Origin of the sequence: Bradyrhizobium genosp. P (assembly GCF_049949265.1) — a bacterium.
In the GTDB taxonomy this organism is placed as follows: Bacteria; Pseudomonadota; Alphaproteobacteria; order Rhizobiales; family Xanthobacteraceae; genus Bradyrhizobium.
In genome coordinates this window covers 5,719,791-5,744,597 of sequence record NZ_CP188195.1, presented here as the reverse complement: position 1 = coordinate 5,744,597, position 24,807 = coordinate 5,719,791, and the positions used below count along the sequence as shown (strand labels likewise).

The 24,807-nt window shown below is 63.5% G+C and carries 24 protein-coding genes; 15 read left to right on the top strand and 9 right to left on the bottom strand.

Going from position 1 to position 24,807, the window contains the following annotated elements:
- Positions 1-2: 2 nt before the first annotated feature.
- Complete coding sequence (locus ACP2YO_RS27880; protein ID WP_426434361.1) at positions 3-794, top strand: TonB family protein; 792 nt, start codon at positions 3-5, stop codon at positions 792-794.
- A 97-nt stretch (positions 795-891) separates the two neighbouring features.
- Here ACP2YO_RS27880 and ACP2YO_RS27875 read toward each other — a convergent pair whose 3' ends face one another.
- The 8 genes from ACP2YO_RS27875 to ACP2YO_RS27840 all read right to left on the bottom strand — a co-directional run bounded on the left by ACP2YO_RS27875 (position 892) and on the right by ACP2YO_RS27840 (position 8,826).
- The gene (locus tag ACP2YO_RS27875) at positions 892-2,112 is read right to left on the bottom strand and encodes an ABC transporter substrate-binding protein (protein WP_426434360.1); all 1,221 of its coding nucleotides are present in this window, start codon (positions 2,110-2,112) and stop codon (positions 892-894) included.
- Between the two features lie 326 nt (positions 2,113-2,438).
- Positions 2,439-2,840, bottom strand: coding sequence for a hypothetical protein (locus ACP2YO_RS27870; protein ID WP_426443327.1), 402 nt, complete (start codon positions 2,838-2,840; stop codon positions 2,439-2,441).
- Positions 2,841-2,937: 97 nt separating this feature from the next.
- On the bottom strand, positions 2,938-3,618 hold the full coding sequence (locus ACP2YO_RS27865) for a site-2 protease family protein (RefSeq protein ID WP_426434359.1): 681 nt from the start codon (positions 3,616-3,618) through the stop codon (positions 2,938-2,940).
- A 54-nt stretch (positions 3,619-3,672) separates the two neighbouring features.
- Positions 3,673-4,095: a GFA family protein gene (locus ACP2YO_RS27860; protein ID WP_426434358.1), complete on the bottom strand. Its 423-nt coding sequence runs from the start codon at positions 4,093-4,095 to the stop codon at positions 3,673-3,675.
- Between the two features lie 14 nt (positions 4,096-4,109).
- Positions 4,110-4,856, bottom strand: a complete 747-nt coding sequence (locus ACP2YO_RS27855; RefSeq protein ID WP_426434357.1) for an SDR family NAD(P)-dependent oxidoreductase — start codon at positions 4,854-4,856, stop codon at positions 4,110-4,112.
- A gap of 13 nt (positions 4,857-4,869) precedes the next feature.
- Entirely contained in the window at positions 4,870-5,604 is a 735-nt protein-coding gene (locus tag ACP2YO_RS27850) for an SDR family oxidoreductase (protein ID WP_426434356.1), read from the bottom strand.
- Positions 5,605-5,727: 123 nt separating this feature from the next.
- Complete coding sequence (locus ACP2YO_RS27845; RefSeq protein WP_426434355.1) at positions 5,728-7,596, bottom strand: IlvD/Edd family dehydratase; 1,869 nt, start codon at positions 7,594-7,596, stop codon at positions 5,728-5,730.
- A 201-nt stretch (positions 7,597-7,797) separates the two neighbouring features.
- The gene (locus ACP2YO_RS27840) at positions 7,798-8,826 is read right to left on the bottom strand and encodes a LacI family DNA-binding transcriptional regulator (RefSeq protein WP_426434354.1); all 1,029 of its coding nucleotides are present in this window, start codon (positions 8,824-8,826) and stop codon (positions 7,798-7,800) included.
- A gap of 207 nt (positions 8,827-9,033) precedes the next feature.
- Here ACP2YO_RS27840 and ACP2YO_RS27835 point away from each other — a divergent pair, with 207 nt between their 5' ends.
- The 14 genes from ACP2YO_RS27835 to ACP2YO_RS27770 all read left to right on the top strand — a co-directional run bounded on the left by ACP2YO_RS27835 (position 9,034) and on the right by ACP2YO_RS27770 (position 22,527).
- Positions 9,034-10,095, top strand: coding sequence for an ABC transporter ATP-binding protein (locus ACP2YO_RS27835; RefSeq protein WP_426434353.1), 1,062 nt, complete (start codon positions 9,034-9,036; stop codon positions 10,093-10,095).
- A 48-nt stretch (positions 10,096-10,143) separates the two neighbouring features.
- Complete coding sequence (locus tag ACP2YO_RS27830; protein ID WP_426434352.1) at positions 10,144-11,457, top strand: ABC transporter substrate-binding protein; 1,314 nt, start codon at positions 10,144-10,146, stop codon at positions 11,455-11,457.
- 115 nt (positions 11,458-11,572) lie between these two features.
- Positions 11,573-12,472 carry a carbohydrate ABC transporter permease gene (locus ACP2YO_RS27825; RefSeq protein ID WP_426443326.1) on the top strand — a complete coding sequence of 300 codons (900 nt, stop codon included), beginning with the start codon at positions 11,573-11,575 and terminating at the stop codon, positions 12,470-12,472.
- A gap of 2 nt (positions 12,473-12,474) precedes the next feature.
- The gene (locus tag ACP2YO_RS27820; RefSeq protein WP_426434351.1) at positions 12,475-13,350 is read left to right on the top strand and encodes a carbohydrate ABC transporter permease; all 876 of its coding nucleotides are present in this window, start codon (positions 12,475-12,477) and stop codon (positions 13,348-13,350) included.
- Between the two features lie 77 nt (positions 13,351-13,427).
- Entirely contained in the window at positions 13,428-14,414 is a 987-nt protein-coding gene (denD, locus tag ACP2YO_RS27815) for a D-erythronate dehydrogenase (RefSeq protein WP_426434350.1), read from the top strand.
- A gap of 29 nt (positions 14,415-14,443) precedes the next feature.
- Positions 14,444-15,394, top strand: coding sequence for a sugar kinase (locus ACP2YO_RS27810; RefSeq protein ID WP_426434349.1), 951 nt, complete (start codon positions 14,444-14,446; stop codon positions 15,392-15,394).
- Positions 15,391-16,041 carry a bifunctional 4-hydroxy-2-oxoglutarate aldolase/2-dehydro-3-deoxy-phosphogluconate aldolase gene (gene eda / locus ACP2YO_RS27805; protein WP_426434348.1) on the top strand — a complete coding sequence of 217 codons (651 nt, stop codon included), beginning with the start codon at positions 15,391-15,393 and terminating at the stop codon, positions 16,039-16,041. Before ACP2YO_RS27810 ends, eda begins: the two co-directional genes overlap by 4 nt.
- Positions 16,042-16,084: 43 nt before the next feature.
- Positions 16,085-17,254 carry an acetyl-CoA acetyltransferase gene (locus tag ACP2YO_RS27800; RefSeq protein ID WP_426434347.1) on the top strand — a complete coding sequence of 390 codons (1,170 nt, stop codon included), beginning with the start codon at positions 16,085-16,087 and terminating at the stop codon, positions 17,252-17,254.
- Positions 17,255-17,327: 73 nt separating this feature from the next.
- Complete coding sequence (locus tag ACP2YO_RS27795) at positions 17,328-17,528, top strand: hypothetical protein (protein ID WP_426434346.1); 201 nt, start codon at positions 17,328-17,330, stop codon at positions 17,526-17,528.
- A 139-nt stretch (positions 17,529-17,667) separates the two neighbouring features.
- Positions 17,668-18,870, top strand: coding sequence for a CaiB/BaiF CoA transferase family protein (locus ACP2YO_RS27790; protein WP_426434345.1), 1,203 nt, complete (start codon positions 17,668-17,670; stop codon positions 18,868-18,870).
- Positions 18,871-18,881: 11 nt separating this feature from the next.
- On the top strand, positions 18,882-20,048 hold the full coding sequence (locus ACP2YO_RS27785) for an acyl-CoA dehydrogenase family protein (protein WP_426434344.1): 1,167 nt from the start codon (positions 18,882-18,884) through the stop codon (positions 20,046-20,048).
- A gap of 1 nt (position 20,049) precedes the next feature.
- Positions 20,050-21,186 (top strand): thiolase family protein, encoded by a 1,137-nt coding sequence (locus ACP2YO_RS27780; RefSeq protein WP_426434343.1) that lies wholly within the window; start codon positions 20,050-20,052, stop codon positions 21,184-21,186.
- Positions 21,183-21,542 carry a Zn-ribbon domain-containing OB-fold protein gene (locus ACP2YO_RS27775; RefSeq protein ID WP_426434342.1) on the top strand — a complete coding sequence of 120 codons (360 nt, stop codon included), beginning with the start codon at positions 21,183-21,185 and terminating at the stop codon, positions 21,540-21,542. The genes ACP2YO_RS27780 and ACP2YO_RS27775 overlap by 4 nt, the downstream gene beginning before the upstream one ends.
- A gap of 457 nt (positions 21,543-21,999) precedes the next feature.
- On the top strand, positions 22,000-22,527 hold the full coding sequence (locus ACP2YO_RS27770) for a carboxymuconolactone decarboxylase family protein (protein WP_426434341.1): 528 nt from the start codon (positions 22,000-22,002) through the stop codon (positions 22,525-22,527).
- Positions 22,528-22,736: 209 nt separating this feature from the next.
- Here the strand turns inward: ACP2YO_RS27770 and glsA are convergent, their stop codons facing one another.
- Positions 22,737-24,596: a glutaminase A gene (glsA, locus tag ACP2YO_RS27765; RefSeq protein ID WP_426434340.1), complete on the bottom strand. Its 1,860-nt coding sequence runs from the start codon at positions 24,594-24,596 to the stop codon at positions 22,737-22,739.
- Between the last annotated feature and the right edge of the window lie 211 nt (positions 24,597-24,807).

Here is a 24,807-nt window from a genome sequence, read left to right as displayed (position 1 = left end):
CGATGTCCGATCTCGAACAGAAGCCGTCCCGGACACTGTGGGTATCTGCCGCGGTGATCGCGCTTGCGCTCCATCTCGGCGGCGCCGCGCTGGCGCTCACAAGTCTGAAGGCCGAGGAGCCCGACGACGACGCGCTTGGTGCGTCGGCGATCGAAGTGGGTGTCGAACTCGCTGCCGTGCATCGCGAGGCGACCGATCTGCCGCCCGGTCCCGATACCGACGCCTCGGTTGCCTCGCCACAGGTCGCCGAGCAGAAGACCGAGGTGAAGGAAACCGATCTGCCAAAGGACACGCCGACCGAGACCGAGGACGCCGATCGGGTGGTGACCGAGAACGACAACAAGAAGCCGAAGGAAGAAGAGGAAAAGGTCGCCGCAGTGCAGACCGCCGCCTCGCAGGAGTCGATCGCGGCCGAGGCGACCGCGACGCCGAGTTCGGAGGTGATTCCGGAGGGCCAGAAATCGGTCGCGCCTGTGATCGGCACAGGCGAGACGGCACGCCGCGTGCGCGCCACCTGGCAGAAGGAGCTGATGGCGCATCTCGACAAGCACAAGAAATATCCTGCCGACCGTGCGCTCAAATCGGCCGAGATCTATGTCCGCTTTACGCTCGACCGGCTCGGCCATGTGCTCGATACGGCGATCGAGAAAGGGTCGGGCGACGCCGCGTTTGACCAAGCCGCGTTGGCGATGATCAAGCGCTCCGATCCCGTTCCGCCGCCGCCGCCGCTCGTCGCCGACGAAGGCCTGAGCTTCACGCTGCCGGTGATCTTCCGCGTCAAGGGCAAGAGCTGAAGCTCCGCATTCGGTCATCCGGCGCGGCGCAGTCGAGAACCATGACGCGCAATAGCGCATCGTAGTTCTCGCTTCGCAAACCCGGGAATGACGGCAATCAGTTCTTCTTCACGAGCGGGCAGACGCTCTTGTCCAGCGGCAAAAAAGCTTCGTCCGCGGGGATCGTCGCGACGAGCTTGTAATAGTCCCACGGATATTTCGACTCGGACGGTTTCTTCACCTCGAACAGATAGGCCGGGTGGATCTTGCGTCCATCGGCGCGGATCGAGCCCTTGCCGAAGAGCGGATCGTCTGTCGGCAGCTCCTTCATCTTGGCGACGACGGCGCGGCCATCATGCGGATTTCCGCCGAGTGCCTCCAGTGCCTTGAAATAGTGGATCAGTGACGAATAGACGCCGGCCTGCACCATGGTCGGCGGGTTCTTCTTGAACCGCTCCATGAAGCGTTTGGAGAAGGCGCGGGTCTGGTCGTTCATGTCCCAGTAGAAGCTTTCGGTGAAGTTCAGGCCCTGCGCGATGTTGAGGCCGAGCGCGTTCACGTCGGTGATGAACAGCAGCATGCCCGCAAGCTTCTGGCCGCCGGTAACGATGCCGAATTCGGCCGCCTGCTTGATCGCGTTGGTGGTGTCGCCGCCGGCGTTGGCAAGGCCGATGACCTTGGCTTTGGAGCTCTGCGCCTGCAGCAGGAAGGACGAGAAGTCGGCGGTGTTGAGCGGATGCTTGACGCTGCCGAGCACCTTGCCGCCGCTTGACGTGACCGCCGCGGTCGTGTCGCGCTCGAGCGCCTGGCCGAAGGCATAGTCTGCCGAGATGAAGAACCAGGTGTCGCCACCGGATTTGACCAGGGCCTTGCCGGTGCCGTTGGCAAGCATGTAGGTGTCGTAGGCCCAGTGCACCGTGTTCGGCGTGCATTGCGAGCCGGTGAGGTCGGAGGAGCCCGAGCCGGAGTTCAGGTTGACGACGTTCTTCTCCTTGGCGAGATTGGCGATGGCAAGCCCGACATTGGAGGCGGCGAGATCGACGAACACGTCGACCTTCTCGACGTCGATCCACTGCTTGCCGATATTGACGGCGACGTCGGGCTTGTTCTGATGATCGGCCGAGATGAGGTCGATCTTCCAACCCTTGGCGAGCAGCCCGGAATCCTCGATCGCCATCTGCGCCGCGACGACCGAGCCCGGTCCGCCGATGTCCTGGTATAGGCCGGATTGGTCGCCGAGCGCTCCTACCTTAGCGACCTTGTCCATCGTCTGCGCCAGCGCGCTGCCGGCAAACGCCAGGCTCGTGGTCAAAGCCAACGCCGCAATCGAACGCTTCATTTCCCCTCCAAATGCCCTTGTGAGCTAATTGATTTGTATTGTTACTATGCCCGGCATTCGGTTCTCCGCCTAGGCGGACGCGGCCGTACGTCCGAAGGTTAGATATTCCGTGGGGCGGGTGCCTGGGGTGAGGCGATCGCGGCTTATCCCGTCATGCTGAAGAGGTCGCTTCGCGGCTGTCTCGAAGCACGACGGCTATCAGCGGGGCCGTGCATCCCTCGAGACGCGCGGGGTTTATCATCGGGCCGCGCTTCGCGCGGACCGGTTGACGCCCCTCAGAATGACGGGATTGAAAGTCGCGCCGATTGCAACGGCGCCGAGACTGGCTACCGCCAGTAATACCGGATCGCGACGTAGACCACGACAAGGCAGGCGAAGATCAGCGCTACCGGCAGCGGACGCTTGGCGTTCGGGCCGGACTTCGGCTTGGCGGGCAGGCGGCGGAAGGCAGTGACGTTTCCGGTGTCGGTGACCGGTTCGCGCGACCGGGCCGGAACCTCCGGCGCCGCGCCGGCGCCGCCCATCTCGGCATAGTAGCTGCGGTACATCTGCTGGATGGTCGCCTCGGTGGCCTCAGCCTCACCCCTCTGCTCCAGCAGTCTCCTGTAGCTGGCCAGGAAATTCTGCGCTTCCGGGGGCAGGGCAGATGCGCCGTTCAGCTTGGCCATCATCCGCCAGGTTGCAAAGTCGGCCCGCGCGCGGGTGTCGGCGCGTCGTGCAATCAGCATATCGGCAGCTTTGATCACCATGGCCTCGACGTGTTCCCCAGCGCACGATTCATAACAGTAGACACCGATATCCCGACCGGATCATGCCCAAAACAAGCTATGTGTTTCCGGTTATCAGGAGAAGGGCCTGGATCACATAGCCGGTCAGTGTCCGCAGTATTGTGGAAATAACATCAAGATTTAGGCCGAAGCGGGCTCCAATCATCGGCAGCAGGATCAACAGCCCGATCAGGATCAGCATGCCGTAGGGCTCCAGCCGGGCCAGCGGCATGGCCAGCGGTCGCGGCAACAGCCCGACCGCGACCCGGCCCCCATCCAGCGGCGGGATCGGCATCATGTTGAAGATTGCGAGCACGATGTTGATGAAAAACGCGTTTTTCAGATTATCCGCAGTCCATTGCGCGGCATTTGCCGGCACGTATGGCAGCGCGTGGAATGCCAGCGCCGCCGCGGTCGCCAGGATGATATTGGTCACTGGGCCCGCCAGCGCGACCCAGACCATGTCGAGCCTTGGGTGATTGAGGTTGCGGAAGTTTACCGGCACCGGCTTGGCGTAGCCGAACAGGAACGGTGATTGCGCCAGCAGTAGCACGGCGGGCAGGATGATCGTGCCGAACGGATCGATGTGCTTCAGCGGGTTGAAGGTGACGCGGCCGAGCTGCCAGGCGGTGTTGTCGCCGAGCCGGTGCGCGACAAAGCCGTGCGCGGCCTCATGGAAGGTAATGGCGATGATCAGCGGCAGCACCCAGACGGAGACGCCATAGAGAGAGATGTTCAATGCGTGCCGCCTCGGTTGGCTCGGGATTGGGCGGTCAAGCTAGCACGGATTTGCTTACCTCTTTCCAGAGGCGGGTGGCGGAACGGTCCCGGGATATTGCCGCAGGCCGTCGTCGATGCAGATCCAATCGAGCTTCTCGGCGGCCCAGATGTGTTCGGTCGGGGCAAGCGCGTTACGGTCGTCGAACGCGGCCAGCGCGACGCCGATCAAGGTTCCGTTGATGCGCCGCGAGAATAGCCCGGTGCCGCACACCTGGCAAAACACCCGCTCGATCGCTTCGGAAGAGCGATAACAGGCAGTCTCGCCCTCGATCGTCAGCGCGCGCTGGTCGAATTGCGCGCGGGCAAAGAACGGCGAGCCCATCGCCTTCTGGCAAATCCGGCAATGGCAGACCCGGACGTTCAGCGGCTCGCCTTCCGCCTTGAAGCGGACCGCACCGCACAGACAGCCACCTTCTCGGATCGTCCGCTCTGCCATCGGCCAACCCTGGTCTAGTAGGTCGCGCGACCGCCGGAGATGTCGAACACCGCGCCGGTCGAGAAGGCGCAATCTTCCGACGCCAGCCAGGAGACCATCGCGGCAAGCTCCTCGACTAGCACGAAGCGGGCCTTCGGGATTTTCGACAGCATGAAGTCGATATGCTGCTGGGTCATCTGGTCGAAGATCGCCGTCTTCGCGGCAGCCGGCGTCACCGCGTTGACGAGGATGTCGTGTTGCGCGAGCTCCTTGCCGAGCGACTTGGTCAGTGCGATCAGGCCGGCCTTGGACGACGAATAATGCGCGGCATTTGGATTGCCTTCCTTGCCGGCGATCGAGGCGATGTTGACGATGCGGCCGTATTTCTGGCCGATCATGACGGGCACGATTGATTTGCAGACGATGAAGGGGCCGTCGAGATTGATGCGCAACACCTTGCGCCATTCATCGAGATCGGTTTCCCAGACCGGCTTGTTGACACCAGCGATGCCGGCATTGTTGACCAGAATGTCGATCTTGCCGAGTGCCTTCAGTGTCGCATCGCGCGCGGCGTCGACGGCAGCAAGATCGGTGACGTCGACCTTGATCGCCGTGACGTTGTCGCCGATCGTCTTGGCGGTCCTTTCGGCCAGCGGCTGGTCGAAGTCCCAGATCGCGACTTTGGCGCCGGAAGCAACAAAGCGCTCGGTGATGGCGCGGCCGAACCCTTGTGCACCCCCGGTGACGACGGCACAGCGGCCGTTGAGATCGATCTTGTTCATGCTCGTCTCCCGATCAAAGTGTCCAGCCGCCGTCGATCACGTGCGCGACGCCGGTGGTGAATGCGCTCTCGTCGCTTGCGAGATAGACCGCGAGCATGGCGATTTCGTCGGCGGTGCCGAGCCGGCCCATCGGCTGGCGCGCGACGAACATCTCACGTCCCTGCGGACCGGCGGCGGCGGCGCGCTCCAGCATCGAGGGCGTCTCGATGGTGCCGGGACAGATGCAATTGCAGCGGATGCCCTTGGCGATGAAGTCGGCCGCGACCGAACGCGTCAGCGCCGCGACCGCAGCCTTGGTCGCGCTGTAGACGTAGCGGTTCGGCGCTGCCTTCACCGCACCCGCAGCGGAGGAGATATTGACAATGGCACCATGGCCTTGCGCGAGCATTCCCGGCAGGAACGCCCGTGTCGTGCGGTGCATCGACTTGACGTTGAGGTCGAAGGAGAAATCCCAGTCGTCGTCCGAGCATTCGAGCGCGGTACCGTGATGCACGAAGCCCGCGGCATTGAGCAGGATGTCGGTCCTGCCGGCGCGCTTGGCCATCGCTTCCACCGCAGCGCTGTTGCGCACGTCGAGTTTGGCGACCTCGGCAACGCCTTCACCCTTGAGCGCGGCGAGCTTGGCTTCGTCGATATCGGTCGCGAACACGGTGGCGCCCTCGCGGGCAAAGGCCAGCGCGCATGCGCGCCCGATGCCGACGGCCGCCGCCGTCACGAATGCGCGTTTGCCCTTCAGGCGGTCTGACATTCAATTCTCCCTGCAGTTGGTCTAGATCTTTGCTTCGTCATTGCGAGGAGCGAAGCGACGAAGCAATCCATGCCTCCGCGGTGGCAAAATGGATTGCTTCGTTTCGCTCGCAATGACGGTGCGTCAGTGGTTATCGCGGGCGACGCCGACCGTGCCGGCGATGTCGTGGTAGCGCGTCGCGAGTTCGAGGCAGGCGCCGGTCGACTGCTGGCCGACGGTCTGTCGGTAGAGCTCCTGCCACGGCGTCTGGTTCGCCGGGTAGGGGAAGCCGCCCTTGGCCTTGAGCTCGGCGCGGCGGGTGCGCAGCTCGTCCTCCGAGATCAGGATATTGGCGCTGCCCTTGTTGAGGTCGATGCGTACCTTGTCGCCGGTCTTGAGGATCGCAAGCCCGCCGTCGGCGGCGGCTTCCGGCGATGCGTTGAGGATCGAGGGCGAGCCCGACGTGCCGGATTGGCGGCCATCGCCGATGCAGGGCAGGGCCAGGATGCCGCGTTTGATCAGCGCCGCCGGCGGTTGCATGTTCACGACCTCGGCGCCGCCGGGATAGCCGATCGGGCCGGTACCGCGGACGAACAGCACGCAGTGCTCGTCGATCTCGAGCGCCGGATCCTCGATGCGGTGGTGATAGTCCTCCGGCCCCTCGAACACGATGGCGCGGCCCTCGAAGGCGTTGAGGTCCTTCGGATTGGAGAGATAACGCTCGCGGAATTCCTTTGATATCACGCTGGTCTTCATGATCGCGGAATCAAAGAGATTGCCGCGCAAGACAAGGAAGCCGGCGTCCGTTACCAGCGGCTTGTCGTAGCTCCAGATCACGTCGCTGTCGGGGACAGGCGCGTCCTTGCAGTTCTCGCCCATGGTGTGGCCGTTGACGGTGAGGGCGTTCTCGTGGATGCGCTTGTGCTTCATCAGCTCGCGCATCACGGAAGGCACGCCGCCGGCGCGGTGATATTCCTCGCCGAGGTAGAATCCGGCCGGCTGCATGTTCACCAGCAGCGGCACGTCGTGGCCGTATGTCTGCCAGTCGTCGATCGACAGCTCGACGCCAACATGGCGCGCCAGCGCATTGATATGGATCGGCGCATTGGTCGAGCCGCCGATCGCCGAGTTGACCACGATGCAGTTCTCGAATGCCTGGCGGGTCAGGAAATCCGAGGGCTTCAAATCTTCCCAGACCATGTCGACGATACGCTTGCCGGTCTCATAGGCGATCTGGCCGCGCTCGCGATACGGCGCCGGGATCGCCGCGCAGCCCGGCAGCGAGAAGCCCAGGGCTTCGGCGAGCGAGTTCATCGTCGAGGCAGTGCCCATCGTGTTGCAGTGGCCGACCGAGGGCGCGGAAGAAGCCACGATCGCCATGAACTCCTCATAATCGATCTCGCCGGCGGCGAGCCGCTCGCGCGATTTCCAGACGATGGTGCCGGATCCTGTGCGCTGGCCGTCGTGCCAGCCGTTGAGCATCGGACCGCCCGACAGCACGATCGCCGGCAAATTGACGGTCGCGGCTGCCATCATGCAGGCCGGCGTGGTCTTGTCGCAGCCGGTGGTCAGCACCACGCCGTCGAGCGGATAGCCGAACAGGATCTCGACCAGGCCGAGATAGGCGAGGTTACGATCGAGCGCTGCGGTCGGGCGCTTGCCGGTTTCCTGGATCGGATGGGTCGGAAACTCCATCGCGATGCCGCCGGCGGCGCGGATGCCCTCGCGAACCCGATGCGCCAGCTCGAGGTGATGCCGGTTGCAGGGCGACAGATCATTGCCGGTCTGGGCAATGCCGATGATCGGCTTGCCCGACTGCAATTCCTCGCGGGTCAGGCCGTAATTGAGGTAGCGCTCGAGATAGAGCGCGGTCATGCCCGGATTGTGCGGGTTGTTGAACCACTCCAGGGACCGGAGCTTGCGACCCTTGCCCTTGTTCTGGCTGTGGTCCTGGGTGTTCTCTCTGTTCTCTTGGCCTGCGGCGGCGTGCCCGTTGGTGTGGGGTTTTGTCATTGGTTTCTCCCGCAATGCAAACTGGCTTCGGCCCGTTCAAGGGCTCTCGTTTCTACCTTGCGCAAATTGTCGCGCATTACAAATCGGAGCGATCACGCACAGGTGTCGTCACCGAGGAATTGGACCTTAGTTGAAGGTCTTTGGTTGCGCTATCATTTTGTCACTTTTACGCTCCTGTGACGGTTGGATGTCTGATCGATGTCAGGTTCGCCGCGCCGAGCTTTGCCGTTCGATGACACTGAAGCCGAGATCGACCACCGGTGCGGCCGGCCGGCGTCCCTCCAGCGTCTCGAGCACCATCATGGCAGCGTCCCTGCCCATTTCGTATCGGTTGGTGCGCACGCTGCTCAGCGTCGGCTCGCTCGATGCCATGAATTCGAGATCGTTGAAGCCGACGATCGCGATCTGCTCCGGCACCGCCATGTGCCGGCGCTTGCATTCGAACAGCGCGCCGAGCGCGAGGTCGTCGTTGACGCAGAACACGGCGTCGATGTCCGGTGCCTTGGCAAGCAGGTCGCCGAACAGCGTACCGCCGAGCGTGACCGAGGTCGGTATTGCCGTGGTGAGGATCAGACGCTCATCGAACAGCCCGGCGTCGGTCATCGCAGAGCGGTAGCCGTCGAGCCGCCGCTGCACCCGCGGGTCCATGCGCGCTCCGACGAGGCCTATCCTGCGATAGCCCTGCGCGAGCAGATGGGAGATTGCGGCCTTTCCAGCGTCAAAATGCGAGAATCCGATCATCATGTCGACCGGGGCAGCGCCGGTCTCCATGATCTGGACGATCGGGCAATCGACGGTTTCCATGACGGCGCGGGAATCCGCGGTCTGGTTGATGCCGGTCACGATGAGCCCGGCGGGCTTCTGTGCCAGAAACAGGCGCAGCAGGCGCTCTTCCTGCAGGATGCTGTAGCGGGTGTTGGCGAGCTGGATTGAGTAGCGGCTGCCGTCGAGCGCGTCATAGATGCCGCGCAGCACGTCGGCGAACACGTTATTGGTCAGCGAGGGGATCAGGACACCGATCACCTCGGTCCGCTGCGAGGCGAGCGCACGCGCGGCGAGGTTGGGGACGTAGCCGAGCTCTCTTGCCGCACTCTCGACCCGCGCGCGCTTGCCGATCGAGAGCGCTTCCGGATTTCTGAAGAAGCGCGACGCCGTGATCGGGCTGACACCGGCGAGCTTGGCGACTTCGGTGAGCCGGACCTTCCCTGGCATGATGCGCTTTCGGGCCATTTGCCGCTCATATCACAGGCATTGCTGGTGATAAACTAATATTGACAGCGCTACCAAAGCGTTGCTAATCGAACGATTGCCAAAACCGTTTAAACTGCGGACAATAACGTCAGTCCAAACGAGCCGCGCAACCAGCGCGGCCGGAACAAAACAGAGCGGTGGCGGCACTCGTCGTACGCCGCCGGGAACCTTGAGGGAGGGAAGTGGATGTCGTCGGTCCAGATTCGCGACGTGCGCAAATCGTTCGGCAATTTCGAAGTCCTGCACGGCGTGTCGATCCCGATCGAGGACGGCGAATTCGTCGTTCTGGTCGGTCCCTCCGGCTGCGGCAAGTCGACTCTGCTGCGGATGCTCGCAGGGTTGGAGAACATCACCTCCGGCACGATCTCGATCGGCGACCGCGTCGTCAACAATGTCCAGCCCAAAGAGCGCGACATTGCGATGGTGTTCCAGAACTACGCTCTCTATCCGCACATGACGGTCGCCGACAATATGGGCTTCTCGCTCAAGCTGCGCGGCGCCAAGGCCGAGGAGATCTCGAGCGGCGTCAAGCGCGCCGCGGAAATCCTGGCGCTGACGCCGCTGCTCGACCGCTACCCCCGGCAATTGTCCGGCGGCCAGCGCCAGCGTGTCGCGATGGGTCGCGCCATCGTGCGCGATCCCCAGGTGTTCCTGTTCGACGAGCCGCTGTCGAACCTCGACGCCAAGCTGCGGGTCGCGATGCGCACCGAGATCAAGGAACTGCATCAGCGGCTGCGCACCACCACTGTTTACGTCACCCACGACCAGATCGAGGCCATGACGATGGCCGACAAGATCGTGGTGATGCATGACGGCATCGTCGAGCAGATGGGTTCGCCGCTCGAACTCTACGACACTCCGGAAAATCAGTTCGTCGCCGGCTTCATCGGCTCGCCCGCGATGAATTTCCTGAAAGGCAACGTCAAGGTCAACGGCTCCGCCTATTTCGAGGGGCCGAACGGCGTCAAGCTGCCGCTGAAATCGGCGCCGGCCAATTCCGACGGCAAGCCCGCAGTCTACGGCGTGCGTCCCGAACATTTCACCATCGCCGACGATGGCGCGGAGGCCGAGATCGTCGTGGTCGAGCCGACCGGCTCGGAGACGCAGGTGTTCGCCAAGCTCGGCGGCCAGCAGGTCGTCGCGGTGTTCCGCGAACGACATTTGTTCAATCCGGGTGATAAGGTCCGGCTCAAGCCGGACCCTTCGCTCGTCCATCTGTTCGACGATGCGACCGGCAAACGCCTGTAGCGAAGCAAAACCCAACCAATACAAACACAAAAATTTAGGGAGAGAACAATGAGCGATTTCAACAGGCGCGATGTCCTCAAGGCCGGCCTTGGCGCTACGGCCGTTCTGGCAGGTCCGGGAATCGTCTCGGCGCGTGCCGCGACCTGGACCAATACGCCCGAGCCCAACGCCTCCATCCGGGTGCTGCGCTGGAAGCAGTTTATTCAGGCGGAGTACGACAAATTCGCCGAGCTCACCAAAAAGTTCTCCGAAACGACCGGCGTCAAGGTGAAGCTCGAAGCCGAGAGCTGGGAAGACATCCGGCCGAAGGCCGCGGTCGCGGCCAATGTCGGCGCCGGCCCGGATCTGATCCTCGGCACGCTCGACGATCCCCACAAATTCCCGGACAAGCTGATCGACGTCACCGACGTTGCCGACTATCTCGGCGCCCAGTATGGCGGCTGGTATCCGGTCGCGGAGAAATACGGCAAGAAGGGCAATGGCTGGATTGCGATCCCGCAAGGCGCGACCGGTGGCTGCCTGAACTACCGCATCAGCCACATGAAGGCGGCCGGCTTCGAGGAATTCCCCAAGGACACGGCCGGCTTCCTCAAGCTTTGCCAGGCCCTGAAGAAGAACAACACGCCGGCCGGCTTTGCGCTAGGCCATGCCACAGGCGACGCCAACGGCTGGTGCCAATGGGCGCTGTGGGCGCATGGCGGCAAGGTCGTCAACGAGAAGAACGAGGTCGTGATTGACTCCCCGGAGACGGTTGCTGCGCTCGAATATGTCAAGCAGCTCTATCAGACCTTCATCCCGGGCGTGTTGTCGTGGAACGACTCCAACAACAACAAGGCATTCCTTGCCGGCGAGCTCAGCCTGACCCTGAACGGCATTTCGATCTGGACGGTCGGCAAGAACTCGCCTGATCCGAAGCAGCAGGAGATCGCCAAGGATATGGACCACGCGCCGATGCCGATCGGCCCAGTCGGCCATCCGACCGAGCAGCAGAACGTGCTGGTCGCCTACGGCTACAAATATTCCAAGTACCCCAAGGCGGTGAAGGAATACATCAAGTTCATGTGGGACAAGGCAAACTACGATGCCTGGGAGGTCTCCTCCAACGGCTACGTCTCGCCGCCGCTGCCGGCCTACAACGACAATCCGGTCTGGACGTCGGACCCCAAGATCACGCCGTACCGCGACTGCCTGAAGCGCTGCATCGACAACGGCTTTGCCGGTGATCTCGGCTACGCTTCGGCCGCCGTGATGGGCGATTTCGTCGTGGTCGACATGTTCGCGGAAGCAGCCTCCGGTTCGGTGACGCCGAAGGAAGCGGCAGCGCGGGCTGCCGAGCGCGCCAAGCGCTACTACCAAGTCTGATTCGCTGCTCCGACGGCGTCCAGCCTGATTGCTGGACGCCGCCACCATCCGTCAGGGAGAGTCCGGCATGGCAATTCTGGCCGAGCCCAGTGTTGCGACGATCAAACGCACCAGCATGTGGTCCAGCGCGTTCCAAAGTCGACACTTCCTGGGCGCGATGTTCATGGTGCCGGCAATCACCATCCTCGTTCTTTTCCTGGCCTATCCCCTCGCGCTGGGTTTCTGGCTCGGGATGACCGATACCAAGATCGGCGGCGCCGGACGCTTCATCGGCATGGCGAACTTCGTCTCGCTCGCGAAGGACTCCGTGTTCTGGCTCTCGGTGTTCAACACGATTTTCTACACGGTGACCGCGAGCGCCGTGAAATTCGCGGTCGGACTTTACCTGGCGCTGCTGCTCAACGAGCGGCTGCCGTTCAAGTCGATGGTCAGGGCGATCGTGCTGTTGCCGTTCGTGGTGCCGACGGTGTTGTCCGCGATCGCGTTCTGGTGGATCTATGACAGCCAGTTCTCGATCATTTCCTGGGTGCTAGTGAAGGCCGGCTTGATTACGCGATACATCGAATTCCTCGGCGACCCCTGGAACGCGCGCTGGTCGGTTGTGGTTGCCAACATCTGGCGCGGCGTGCCCTTCGTGGCGATCACGCTGCTCGCGGGCCTGCAGACCATCTCTCCCTCGCTCTATGAGGCGGCCAATCTCGACGGCGCCACCAACTGGCAGCGCTTCCGACATATCACGCTGCCGATGCTGTCGCCGATCATCGCGGTGGTCATGACGTTCTCGGTGCTGATGACCTTCACCGACTTCCAGCTCATCTACACCATCACGCGGGGCGGACCGATCAACGCCACGCATCTGATGGCGACGCTGTCGTTCCAGCGCGCGATCACCGGCGGCAATCTCGGCGAGGGGGCGGCGATCTCGAACGCGATGATCCCGTTCCTGGTTGCCGCGATCCTGCTGAGCTTTTTTGGCCTTCAGCGTACCCGCTGGCAGCAGGGCGGGAGGGACTGACCATGACCACCGTGGACGACCAAAGCGTCGGAATGTCCTACCTGGAGAGCCTGCCGCGGCGGATCGTGCGCGTCTATCTTCCGCTCGGCTTGATCATGTTCTTCCTGCTGTTCCCGTTCTACTGGATGGTCGTCACGACCTTCAAGCCCGACGCGGAGATGTACGACTACGAGAAGTTCAATCCGTTCTGGATCGCGCATCCGACCCTGGAACACGTCAAGAAGCTGTTCCTGGAGACCGACTATCCGCAATGGATGTGGAACACCGTGATCGTTTCGGTGTCCTCGACATTCATCTCGCTGTTCGCCAGCGTCTGTGCGGCCTATGCGATCGAACGTCTCCGCTACAAGGGCTCGCGCTATGTCGGACTTGCGATCTTCCTCGGCTATCTGGTTCCACCATCGATCCTGTTCATTCCGCTGGCCGCGATCGTGTTCCAGCTCGGTCTGTTCGACGGAAATCTGGCGCTGATCCTGACCTATCCGACCTTCCTGATCCCGTTCTGCACTTGGTTGTTGATGGGATATTTCCGCACCATCCCCTACGAGCTCGAGGAATGCGCGCTGATCGACGGGGCGACGCGGCTGCAGATCCTGACCAAGATCACGCTGCCATTGTCGCTTCCCGGAGTGATCTCCGCCGGCATTTTCGCCTTCACGTTGTCGTGGAACGAATTCATCTACGCGCTGACCTTTATCTCCTCGTCCGAAAACAAGACGATTCCGGTCGGCGCAATTACCGAGCTCGTCAACGGCGACGTCTATCATTGGGGCGCGCTGATGGCGGCGGCGCTAACCGGGTCGGTCCCCGTAGTTATCCTTTATTCCTTCTTCGTGGAGTACTATGTGTCGGCCATGACCGGTGCCGTGAAGGAATAATCGCGGGCCTGCCATGAGGACGCGCCCGAGGCGGCGCGTTCCGGCCAATAAGAAGCCAAATAAGAAGGAGTAGGCTTTTGCACGTTCTCATCCTCGGCGCCGCCGGCATGGTCGGCCGCAAGCTCACCGAACGTCTCTTGCGCGACGGTCGCCTCGGCAGTCACGACATCACCAAAATGACGCTGCAGGATGTGGTCGCGCCGACCAAGCCCGCGAACGCCCCCATCCCGGTCAAGGTCGTCGCCTCCGACTTCGCCGATGCGGGCGCCGCGGCGCCGTTGATCGCCGAGCGGCCGGAGGTGATCTTCCATCTCGCCGCGATCGTGTCGGGCGAGGCGGAGGCCGAGTTCGACAAGGGCTACCGGATCAACCTCGACGGCACCCGCCATCTGATCGAAGCGATCCGCGCGGCCGGTGGTGGCTACAAGCCGCGGCTGGTGTTCACGTCCTCGATCGCGGTGTTCGGCGCGCCGTTCCCGGAGAAGATCGGCGATGAGTTCTTCCATACGCCGCTGACCAGCTACGGCACGCAGAAATCGATCTGCGAACTGCTGATCAACGATTACAGCCGCAAGGGCCTGCTCGACGGCATCTCGATCCGGCTGCCGACGATCTGCGTGCGGCCCGGCAAGCCGAACAAGGCGGCGTCCGGCTTTTTCTCCAATATCATCCGCGAGCCGCTGGTGGGCGAGGAAGCCGTCCTGCCGGTCTCCGAGGACGTGCGGCACTGGCACGCCTCGCCGAAATCGGCGGTCGGCTTTCTGATCCATGCCGGCACGATGGATCTAAATGCGATGGGCCCGCGGCGCAACCTCAGCATGCCCGGGATGTCCGTCACCGTCGGCGAGCAGATCGCGGCGCTCGACCGCGTGGCCGGCAAGAACGTCATCGCGCGCATCAAGCGGGTGCCTGATCCGACCATCATCAGCATCGTCTCCGGATGGCCGCGTGATTTCGTCACCGACCGCGCGCTCAAGCTCGGCTTCACGACGGCCGAGAAGACTTTTGACGACATCATCCGCATCCACATCGAGGACGAACTCGGCGGCAAGTTCGCGGCTTGAGTTAGGTCCAGGCGAACGCGGCTCTTGAGATGACCAGGGTTGCCTGTATCGGCGAATGCATGATCGAACTGCGCCAGGCCCCGGGCGGCCAGGCCGGCGCGCTTTACTCGCGCGGCTATGGCGGCGACACGCTCAACACCGCCGTCTATCTGTCCCGGCTTGGCGCCGACGTCGATTACATCACCGCGCTCGGCGACGACGCGCTGAGTGATGAGATGATCGCGGGTTGGGCCGCTGAAGGCATTGGTACAAAGCGTGTCGCAAGGCTGCCGGGCAAGCTGCCGGGGCTCTATCTGATCCAGACCGACGACAACGGCGAGCGGCGCTTCTTCCACTGGCGCGAGAGCGCCGCCGCGCGCAGCCTGATGGATTTGCCTGATACCGACGTCATCCTGAATTCGCTCGCGACCTATGATGTCGTCTACCTCTCGGCGATCACGCTCTCGATCCTGCGCGATGATGGACGGGAACGATTGATGACAGCGCTGAAGCGCGCGCGGCTGCTCGGCACCCGGTTTGCGTTCGACACCAATTTCCGTGCCCGCGGCTGGCCGGATCTCAATGTCGCGCGCAGGGTCTTCAGCAGCGCGTTTGAGGGAGCGGACATCGTGCTCGCCTCGATCGAAGATCTGGCGCCGCTCTATCCCGACGAAAGCAAAACGGCGCTGCTCGCGGGCATCTCCAGCCCCGAGGTGGTCCTGAAACTCGCCGAGCCAACGTGCATCCTGCGCCATGCCGGCGGGTCGAGCGAGGTGAGAGCGGAGCCACTGACCAAGCCGGTGGTCGACACCACGGCGGCAGGCGACAGCTTTGCCGCCGCCTATCTCGCCGCGCGGCTCGGCGGCGCCGAGCCCGAGGACGCAGCCCGCGCCGGCCATCGCCTCGCCGGCGTCGTGGTGGGTTATCCCGGCGCGATCATTCCCCGCTACGCCATGCCGCCGAAGAAGGCGCCACGGCCATCCCGCAAGGCCTCCCAATGACACCGACATCAAAACAGGACCAGATCGCCGAGCTGATCCGCCAAGCCACCGTGATCCCGGTGCTGACCATCGACCGGCTGGAGGACGCGGTGCCGCTCGCGAAAGCACTCGTCGCCGGCGGTGTACGGACGCTCGAAGTGACGCTGCGCACGCCGGTCGCGATCGAGGCGGCCAAGGCTGTGATTGCCGAGGTTCCCGATGCGATCGTCGGGATCGGCACCATCCTCAGCGGCGACGATCTGGCCCGCGCCGAAGCGCTCGGCGCCAAATTCGGTATCAGCCCCGGCGCGACGCCGGAGCTGTTGAAGGCCGCCGCGGCCAGCCGGCTGCCGTTCGCACCGGGTATCGCCACCGCGTCCGAGTTGATGCAGGCGCTGGCGCACGGCTTCGATGTCGTCAAATTCTTCCCGGCCGAACAGGCCGGCGGTATCAAGGCACTGCGGGCACTGGCCGGGCCGTTTCCGAACGTCAGGGTTTGCCCGACCGGCGGTATTGGCGAGGCCAATGCGGCAACCTGGCTCGCCGAGCCGAACGTGCTGGCGGTCGGCGGTTCCTGGCTCTGCCCCGCCTCCGACATCCGCGCCGGCAACTGGGCCGGCATAACCGCCATGTGCGCGCGGGCGATGAAATCGCTGAAAGCGGCCTGAAGATGGGTTACATAAATCTCGAACACGAACAGGGAGAACGGCCATGACAGCCAGCATCGTCGGTTGGGCGCACACGCCCTTCGGGAAATTTGACGCGGAAACCGTCGAAAGCCTCGTCGTCAAGGTTGCCAATGAGGCGCTGGCCGATGCCGGCATTGCCGCCGGTGATGTCGACGAGATCATGCTCGGCCATTTCAACGCGGGCTTCTCGCCGCAGGACTTTACCGCCTCGCTGGTGCTCCAGGCCAATCCGGCGCTGCGCTTCAAGCCGACGACGCGCGTGGAAAATGCCTGCGCCACGGGTTCCGCGGCCGTGCACCAGGGTATCCGCGCCATCGAAGCTGGAGCAGCGAAGATCGTGCTGGTGGTCGGCGTCGAGCAGATGACCAGGACGCCGGGGCCGGAGATCGGCAAGAACCTCTTGAAGGCATCGTACCTGCCGGAGGACGGCGACACCGTCGGCGGCTTCGCCGGCGTGTTCGGCAAGATCGCGCAGAGCTACTTCCAGAAGTACGGCGACCAGTCCGACGCGCTGGCGATGATCGCGGCCAAGAACCACAAGAACGGCGTCGCCAATCCCTATGCGCAGATGCGCAAGGACTTTGGCTTCGAGTTCTGCCGCGCCGAGAGCGAAAAGAATCCCTACGTGGCCGGCCCGCTGAAACGGACCGACTGCTCGCTGGTGTCAGACGGCGCCGCCGCGCTGGTGCTGACCGACGCCGAAACCGCCAAGGCCATGGGCAAGGCGGTCAACGTCCGTGCCACAGCGCACGCGCAGGATTTCCTGCCGATGTCCAAGCGCGACATCCTGCAGTTCGAAGGCTGCACCACCGCCTGGCAGCGCGCGCTGCAGAAGGGCGGCCTGCAGCTCTCCGATCTCTCTTTTGTCGAAACCCATGACTGCTTCACAGTCGCCGAGCTGATCGAATATGAAGCGATGGGCCTGACGCCGAAGGGGCAGGGCGCGCGCGCGATTCTGGAAGGCTGGACCCAGAAGGACGGCAAGCTGCCGGTTAATCCGTCCGGCGGCCTGAAGGCCAAGGGGCACCCGATCGGCGCGACCGGCGTCTCCATGCACGTCATGAGCGCGATGCAGCTCACCGGCAAGGCGCCCGAGGGCATGCAGCTCAAGAACCCGCAGCTCGCGGGCATCTTCAACATGGGCGGCGCCGCGGTCGCCAATTACGTGTCGATCCTCGAGCCCGCGAAGTGATGAAGACAGTGTAGGGTGGGCAAAGGCGCAACTGCGCCGTGCCCGCCACTCTTGCTGCGCTGGAGACTGCACCATGGGAAACGAGAGCTTTTTGTCGCTGCCGGAACTGAATGATCGCATCGCGGTCCTGCGCGACAATATCCGGCAACTGATCGAGCAGGCCGCCGGTGCTGCGGGCGCTGAGGTCGAGGAGCGCATCTCCGAGCGCCTGGAACAGCAGAACGAGGAATTGGAGAAGCTGTTGAAGGCCCGCGAGGCTCTGCCGGGGCAGTAGTCCCTACGCGCGTCCTGGATCGACCAGAGCCTTAATCGACGCCGGCACGCATACGCCCATACGCCGGGCGCAGCTTGATCTCTACGAAAACCTCCCGTTACTAGGTCATCAACCAGAACAGCCGGGAGCGCACAGGACGATGGGACCACTACAGGGCATCAAGGTCGTGGACATGACGACCGTGCTGATGGGGCCCTATGCCACCCAGATGCTCGGTGATTACGGCGCTGACGTCATCAAGGTGGAATCGCCCGATGGCGACGTGACGCGACAGATCGGGCCGACGCGGCACCCCGGCATGGGACCGGTGTTCCTCAACACCAACCGCAGCAAGCGCTCGATCTGTCTTGATCTGAAGAAGCCAGCGGGGCGCGAGGCCGTGCTGCGGCTGATCGCGAAGGCCGATGTGCTGGTCTACAATGTGCGGCCGCAGGCAATGGCGCGGCTGCAGCTCGGCTACGACGTCGTCTCCAAGATCAATCCACGGTTGGTCTATGCCGGCGTATTCGGCTTCGGCCAGGAGGGGCCTTACGCCGCCAAGCCCGCCTATGACGATCTGATCCAGGGCGCAACTGCGTTGCCGGCGCTGATGGCGCAGACATCCGACGGTGTGCCGCGCTATGTGCCGAACGCGCTGGTCGATCGCATCGTGGGCCTCACCGCGGTCGGCGCGATCTGCGCAAGCCTCGTGCATCGCGGCCGGACCGGGCAGGGCCAGCGCGTCGACATTCCGATGTTCGAGACCATGGCCGGCTTCGTGATGGGCGACCACATGGGCGGGCTGACCTACGATCCGCCGCTCGACAAGGGTGGCTACGCGCGGCATCTCTCGCCGGATCGGCGGCCCTACAAGACCTCGGACGGCTATATCTGCGTGATCGTCTACAACGACAAGCAGTGGGAGAATTTCTTCAAGGCCACCGGCCGCGACGATCTCCGCAGCAATCCGAAATTCGCGACCTTCTCCGGCCGCGCCACCAATATCGACGTTGTTTACGCCGAACTCGCGCGCATCCTGTTAACCAGGACCACGGCCGAGTGGAACGAGATTCTCGAAAAGGCCGACGTGCCCGTGATGCCGATGCACGATCTCGAAACTCTGTTGCAGGATCCGCACATCGTCGCGACAGATGTGTTTCCGGTCACGGAACATCCGACCGAGGGCCGCATCCGCAACATGAAGGTGTCGGCGCGGTGGTCGGAGACCAAGGCGGAGCCGCAGCGGCTGGCGCCGCGGCTCGGCCAGCACGGCGAGGAGATCCTGCGGGAAGCGGGTTTCTCCGCCGACGACATCTCCGCGATGGAGCGCGACGGCGTCACCAAACTTGCGCAAAACATTTAAGGACCGCTCTCATGGATTTCGCACTCTCGGCCAACCAGGAATCGATCCGCGATGCCATCGGGAAGATCTGCTCGCGCTTCGACGATGCCTACTGGCTGAAGAAGGACAAGGAGGGCGGTTACCCGGCCGACTTCCACCGCGCGCTGGCCGACGCCGGCTGGCTCGGCATCTGCATCCCCGAGGAATTTGGCGGCTCCGGTCTCGGCATCACCGATGCCGCGATCATGATGCGCACGATCTCGGAATCGGGCGCCGGCATGTCCGGCGCGTCGGCCGTGCACATGAATGTATTCGGGCTCAATCCGGTCGTGGTGTTCGGCACCAAGGAGCAGTGCCATCGCATGCTGCCGCCGATCATCGACGGCCGCGACAAATCCTGCTTCGCGGTCACTGAGCCCAACACTGGCCTCAACACCACGCAGCTCAAGACCCGCGCGGTGCGCCAGGGTGACAAATACGTCGTCAACGGCCAGAAGGTGTGGATATCGACCGCGCAGGTCGCCAACAAGATCCTGCTGCTGGCGCGCACCACCTCGCTGGAGGAGGTGCGAAGTCCGACGCACGGCCTCAGCCTGTTCTACACCGATTTCGACAAGAAGCGCGTAACCGTGCACGAGATCGAGAAGATGGGCCGCAAGTCCGTCGACTCAAACGAATTGTTCTTTGAGAATTTTGAAATCCCGGTGGAAGATCGCATCGGCGAGGAAGGCCGCGGCTTCGAATACATCCTGCACGGCATGAATCCCGAGCGCATCCTGATCGCGGCCGAAGCCGTCGGCCTCGGCCAGATCGCACTGAAGCGGGCCTCGGAGTACGCCAAGGGCCGCATCGTGTTCAACCGTCCGATCGGCATGAACCAGGCGATCCAGCATCCGCTCGCGAAGTGCTGGATGGAGCTCGAGGCCGCCTGGCTGATGGTGCTGCGCGCCGGCTGGCAATACGACCAGAACCTGCCGTGCGGTCCCGCGGCCAACGCCGCCAAATATCTCGCGGCCGAAGCCGGCTTCCACGCCTGCGAACAGGCGGTGATGACCCATGGCGGCTTCGGCTATGCCAAGGAGTATCACGTCGAGCGCTATTTGCGGGAATCGCTGATCCCACGCATCGCGCCGATCAGCCCGCAGCTCATCCTCAGCTTCATCGGCGAGAAGGTGCTTGGCCTTCCGAAGTCGTATTGAGATGAGCTTCGTCACCGGTGTCGGTCTCACGTCCTATGGCAAGCATGAAGGTTCGTCCTCGCTCGACCTGATGAGCAAGGCGGCCGAGCTTGCGATATCAGATGCCGGACTGAAGCGCGCGGAGATCGACGGGATCCTCTGCGGCTATTCCACCGTCTCGCCGCACATCATGCTGGCGACCGTGTTCGCCGAGCATTTCGGCATTCGGCCGGCTTACGCCCATGCGGTGCAGGTCGGCGGCGCCACCGGGCTCGCGATGACCATGCTCGCGCATCATCTCGTCGACGCCGGCGTGGCCAGGCACGTGCTGGTGGTCGGCGGCGAGAACCGGCTGACCGGGCAGAGCCGCGACGCCTCGATCCAGGCACTCGCCCAGGTCGGCCATCCCGACTACGAGGTGACGCTGGGGCCGACGATCCCGGCCTATTACGGCTTGGTCGCAACGCGCTACATGCATGAGTATGGCGTGACGCAAGAAGACCTTGCGGAGTTCGCCGTGTTGATGCGAAAGCACGCGCTGATGCATCCCGGCGCCCAGTTCCACGAGCCGATCACGGTGGCCGATGTGATGGCGTCGAAGCCGGTGGCGATGCCACTCAAGCTGTTGGACTGCTGCCCGGTGTCCGATGGCGGCGCGGCGTTCGTGATCAGCCGTGAGGCGACCGGCGACAGGCGGGTTGGCATCCGCGGCTGTGCCCAGGCGCATACCCATCAGCATGTCACGGCAGCGCCCGCGCTGAGCGAACTCGGCGCGGAGATCTCAATTGCGAAAGCGAGGGAGGCGTCGGGTATCGCGACCTCGGACGTTCGCTACGCCGCGGTCTATGACAGCTTCACCATCACGCTCGCGATGCTGCTGGAAGATCTCGGCCTAGCCAAACGCGGCGAGGCTGCGGCGCGGGTGCGCGCCGGCTATTTCAATGGTGATGGCGAGATGCCGCTCAACACCCATGGCGGCCTGCTCAGCTATGGCCATTGCGGCGTCGGCGGGGCGATGGCGCATCTGGTCGAGACCCATCTGCAGATGACGGGACGGGCCGGCAATCGCCAGGTGCGCGATGCCTCGGTCGCGCTGCTGCATGGCGACGGCGGTGTGCTGTCGTCGCATGTCAGCATGTTCCTGGAGCGTGTGCGATGAGCGGACCAATCGCCGACTGGACCAAGGGCGCGGGAGCGATCGTCTATCAGGCCTGCAGCGCCTGCGGCGCCCGGCAATATTTCCGCCGCAGCTTCTGCGCCGCCTGCGGCTCACCTGATCTGACCGAGCATCGGGCGAGCGGGGCAGGGACGGTGTACGCGACCTCTTTGGTCTGCCGCGCCGCCACGCCGGAGACGCGAGCGCATGTGCCCTACAACATCGTGCTGGTCGACACCGACGAAGGGTTCCGCATGATGGCCCATGGCGACCATGATCTCGCCATCGGCGACAAGGTCGCCGCGCGCTTCATGCAATTCGCGGAACGGCTGGTTCCCTACTTCGCCAAGGCGAAATAACGCCCGTCATTGCGAGCGAAGCGAAGCAATCCATGGCTGGACGGGGGAGCATGGATTGCTTCGTCGCTGCGCTCCTCGCAATGACGACCTTTACGCGTTACCAGACGGCAATCACCGCCAATAGAGCACAACGCTGGCGATGACGAGCATTGCCGTCACCGCCAGCATTTGCGCAAGCGCCTCCGAGGCCGCCCTCTTGGTGGCTTCCTTCATGCGTTTCCCCTAGACCCGGGCGTGACTCATCGTTGCGCGACAACGCGCAAGACGGCCAGATTTTGTACTCGGAACACCCCGCGTCGAGCATTCGCTTTTGATGAGTCCCCACTCAGCGAATATCGACCTTCTCAAGGTTGAACAGCATTACGGCGGCAATTTGACTCAGTCGTGTTGCTCCCGCGACGGGCGACGGCTACTGTTTGGAACCCGACAGAAACGATAACATGATCAAGGTTAGGAAATGGCCCGCATCGATTACTCCGATCCCGCAGCAGCAAGCCCGCGCACCCGCGAGATCCTCGACAAGAACCGCAACGCCAACATCTTTCGCATGATGGCGCATTCGCCGAGCTATTTTGAGCAGTATTGCCGGCTCGGCGGCGCGATCCGCCACAAGGGCGAACTCGATCCGATCGTGCGCGAGCTTGCGATCACGCGCACCGGCATTCTTTGCGAGGCGCCCTACGAGATCGTGGCGCACAAGCGCATCGGCAAGAATGTCGGCGTCACCGACGAGCAGAACGCCGCGCTGGAAAACTGGCAGCAAGCTGCCTGCTTCGACGAGGTGCAGCGCGCGGCGCTCGCCTTCACCGACGAGATCGTCAAGCTGAAGAAACCGACGGATGCGACCTTCAAGGCGATCGCTTCGAAGCTGACGCCGGCAGCGCTGATCGAACTTCAGCTCTCGGTCGGCTTCTACATCATGACGTCGAAATTCCTTGAGACGTTCGAGATCGACCTGCAGCCCGTGACCGAAGTGGTGAGCTGATCTCCAGCCTCGCGGCGCCCTCTCTTCGCCTCGCCCCGCCTGCGGGGAGGGGCCGGAGAGCATGCAGCGAAGCGGAATGCGCTCCGGGTGAGGGGGAGCCTCCGCGAGTCCAACTGCTGCTGAGTTTGCGGAAACAACGCCTCACCCCAACCCTCCAAGAGCGAACTTCGTTCGTCTCGACTCCGCAAGAGCGGGGTGAGGGAGAAGAGTTAGCCCGACGTCAGCAGATCCACCTTCGCATTCGCGACGATCAGGCGGTCCGCGAGCAGTTGCGCAAGGTTGCGCATGATGCGTTCACCGGCGCGGGGGTACTGTTTGCTGAAGCGCTCGAAATCGCGGATCGCCACCTCATAGGCGGTCGCCGACATGTCGGCCAGCACATCGGCGGAGCGCTTTGGCTCCAGCAGCGCCATCTCGCCGAACGCCATGCCGGCGGTCAAGGTCGCGAGCCGGATGCCGTCGGGCAGGGTGACATGGACCACGCCGCTGCGCAGGAAGAATAGCGAGGTAGCCATGTCGCCGGCCGCGAGGATCTTCTCGTTCGGCTGATACGTCCTGACCGTGCTGAGCGAGGCGAGGTCAGACAACTCCTCCTCGCTCAACCCGGCCAGCAGAGGCTGCTCGGAGAGTTCGGTGGTCTCGAAGAAGTCGATTGAGCCGCCATAGCGGTAGACGATCTGGTCCTCTGCCCATTCGATCGCGGTGTCGAGCAGATAGAAATCCCTGATATTGCCGAGCCGGCTGGTCCATTCGCTGATGGTGGTCCATTCCCGCGACGTCCGCTTGATGCCTGATAAAATCACGGTGACGCCGAGCTCGGCCAGGTCCTTGAAGGCTTCGCCCACCAGACGCGCCCCGGCGCGCGTCGTTGCGGTGACGCGGCGCAGATCGAAGATCACGAACTCCGGACGCGGCCCGCCGCCGAGACGGCGCGACACGTAATCCACATTGGAGAGCGACAGCGTGCCGACCAGCTCGATCACGCGCACCTCCTGGAAATGCCTGGCCAGGATCTCCTGCTCCTGCGGCCGGCGGACGCGCCGCGACGGATTCTTGCCGATATTGTAGTCGGCGATGATGCTGTGGCGAGCGTCGTCGCTGCGGTTGAGCATGTGCAGGTCGTAATGCGCCGACAGCGCTTCGCAGACCTTGATGCCGCGCACACTGTTGCCGTGCTTGTCAAGGTTCGGCGAATAGCTGCCAAGTCCGAGCCGCGCCGGCAACGCCGCCAGGATGCCGCCGCCGACGCCGCTCTTGGCGGGGATGCCGACGCGATAAATCCATTCGCCGGCATAGTCGTACATGCCTGATGACGTCATCACCGAGAGCGTCCGGGAGATGGCATAGGGCGTCACCACCTGCTGACCGGTCAGCGGATTGATGCCGCGGTTGGCGAGCGTCGCCGCCATCACGGCGGTGTCGCGCGCGGTAACGAGGATGGCGCATTGCCGGAAATAGACGGCCAGCACCGCCGGGACGTTTTCGGTGATCACGCCGTTGGTGCGCAGCAGATAGCCGATCGCCCGGTTGCGGTCACCGGTCGCGCTCTCGGACGCAAAGACCGCTTCGTCGACGCCAAGCTCGCGGCCGGCGAAGCGGCCGAGCGCCTGCCGGATGTAGTCGAACGCATCGTCGCCCTTGGCCGTATGGATCAGCCCGGAGCAGGCGATCGCGCCGGCATTGACCATCGGGTTGAAGGGATGGTTGTCCGCGTTGAGCCGGATCGAGTTGAAGGGGTCGCCCGATGGCTCGACACCGATCACGCTTTCCACCCGTTCGGCGCCCAGCGTGTCCAGCGCCAGCGCAAACACGAACGGCTTCGACATCGACTGGATGGTGAAGGGGATCTTGGTGTCGCCGACCTCGTAGACATGGCCGTCGAGGGTCGCGAGGCTGATACCAAAATGTGCAGGATCGGCCTTGCCGAGCTCGGGGATGTAGTCGGCAACGGCGCCCCCGATCTCAGGCAGGAAGTCGGCGTAGCAGGCGTGCAGAAACCGCAGCAGCGGCGGCTTCGAGCTGGTCCAGGCCGTGGTGGTGGCGGTGACGGGCGGAGGCGATCGTTTCATCGCCTCCTGTTGTGCAACGCAATCCGCGCGCGCGCAACCGAGTGCGCCCTGACATTTGGCGCAAGGCAGGCTGGTCAGATTGGGGGCCGAGATTCGACGGTCATCGGTCTCGAACCGAGGCGGCAGCCAAGCGAGCGATCGCTCGCTATTTGTTTCATAATGCGAAACTTCTGCGCTGGAATTGTTTCGAAAACGAAACAGCTGACGACGC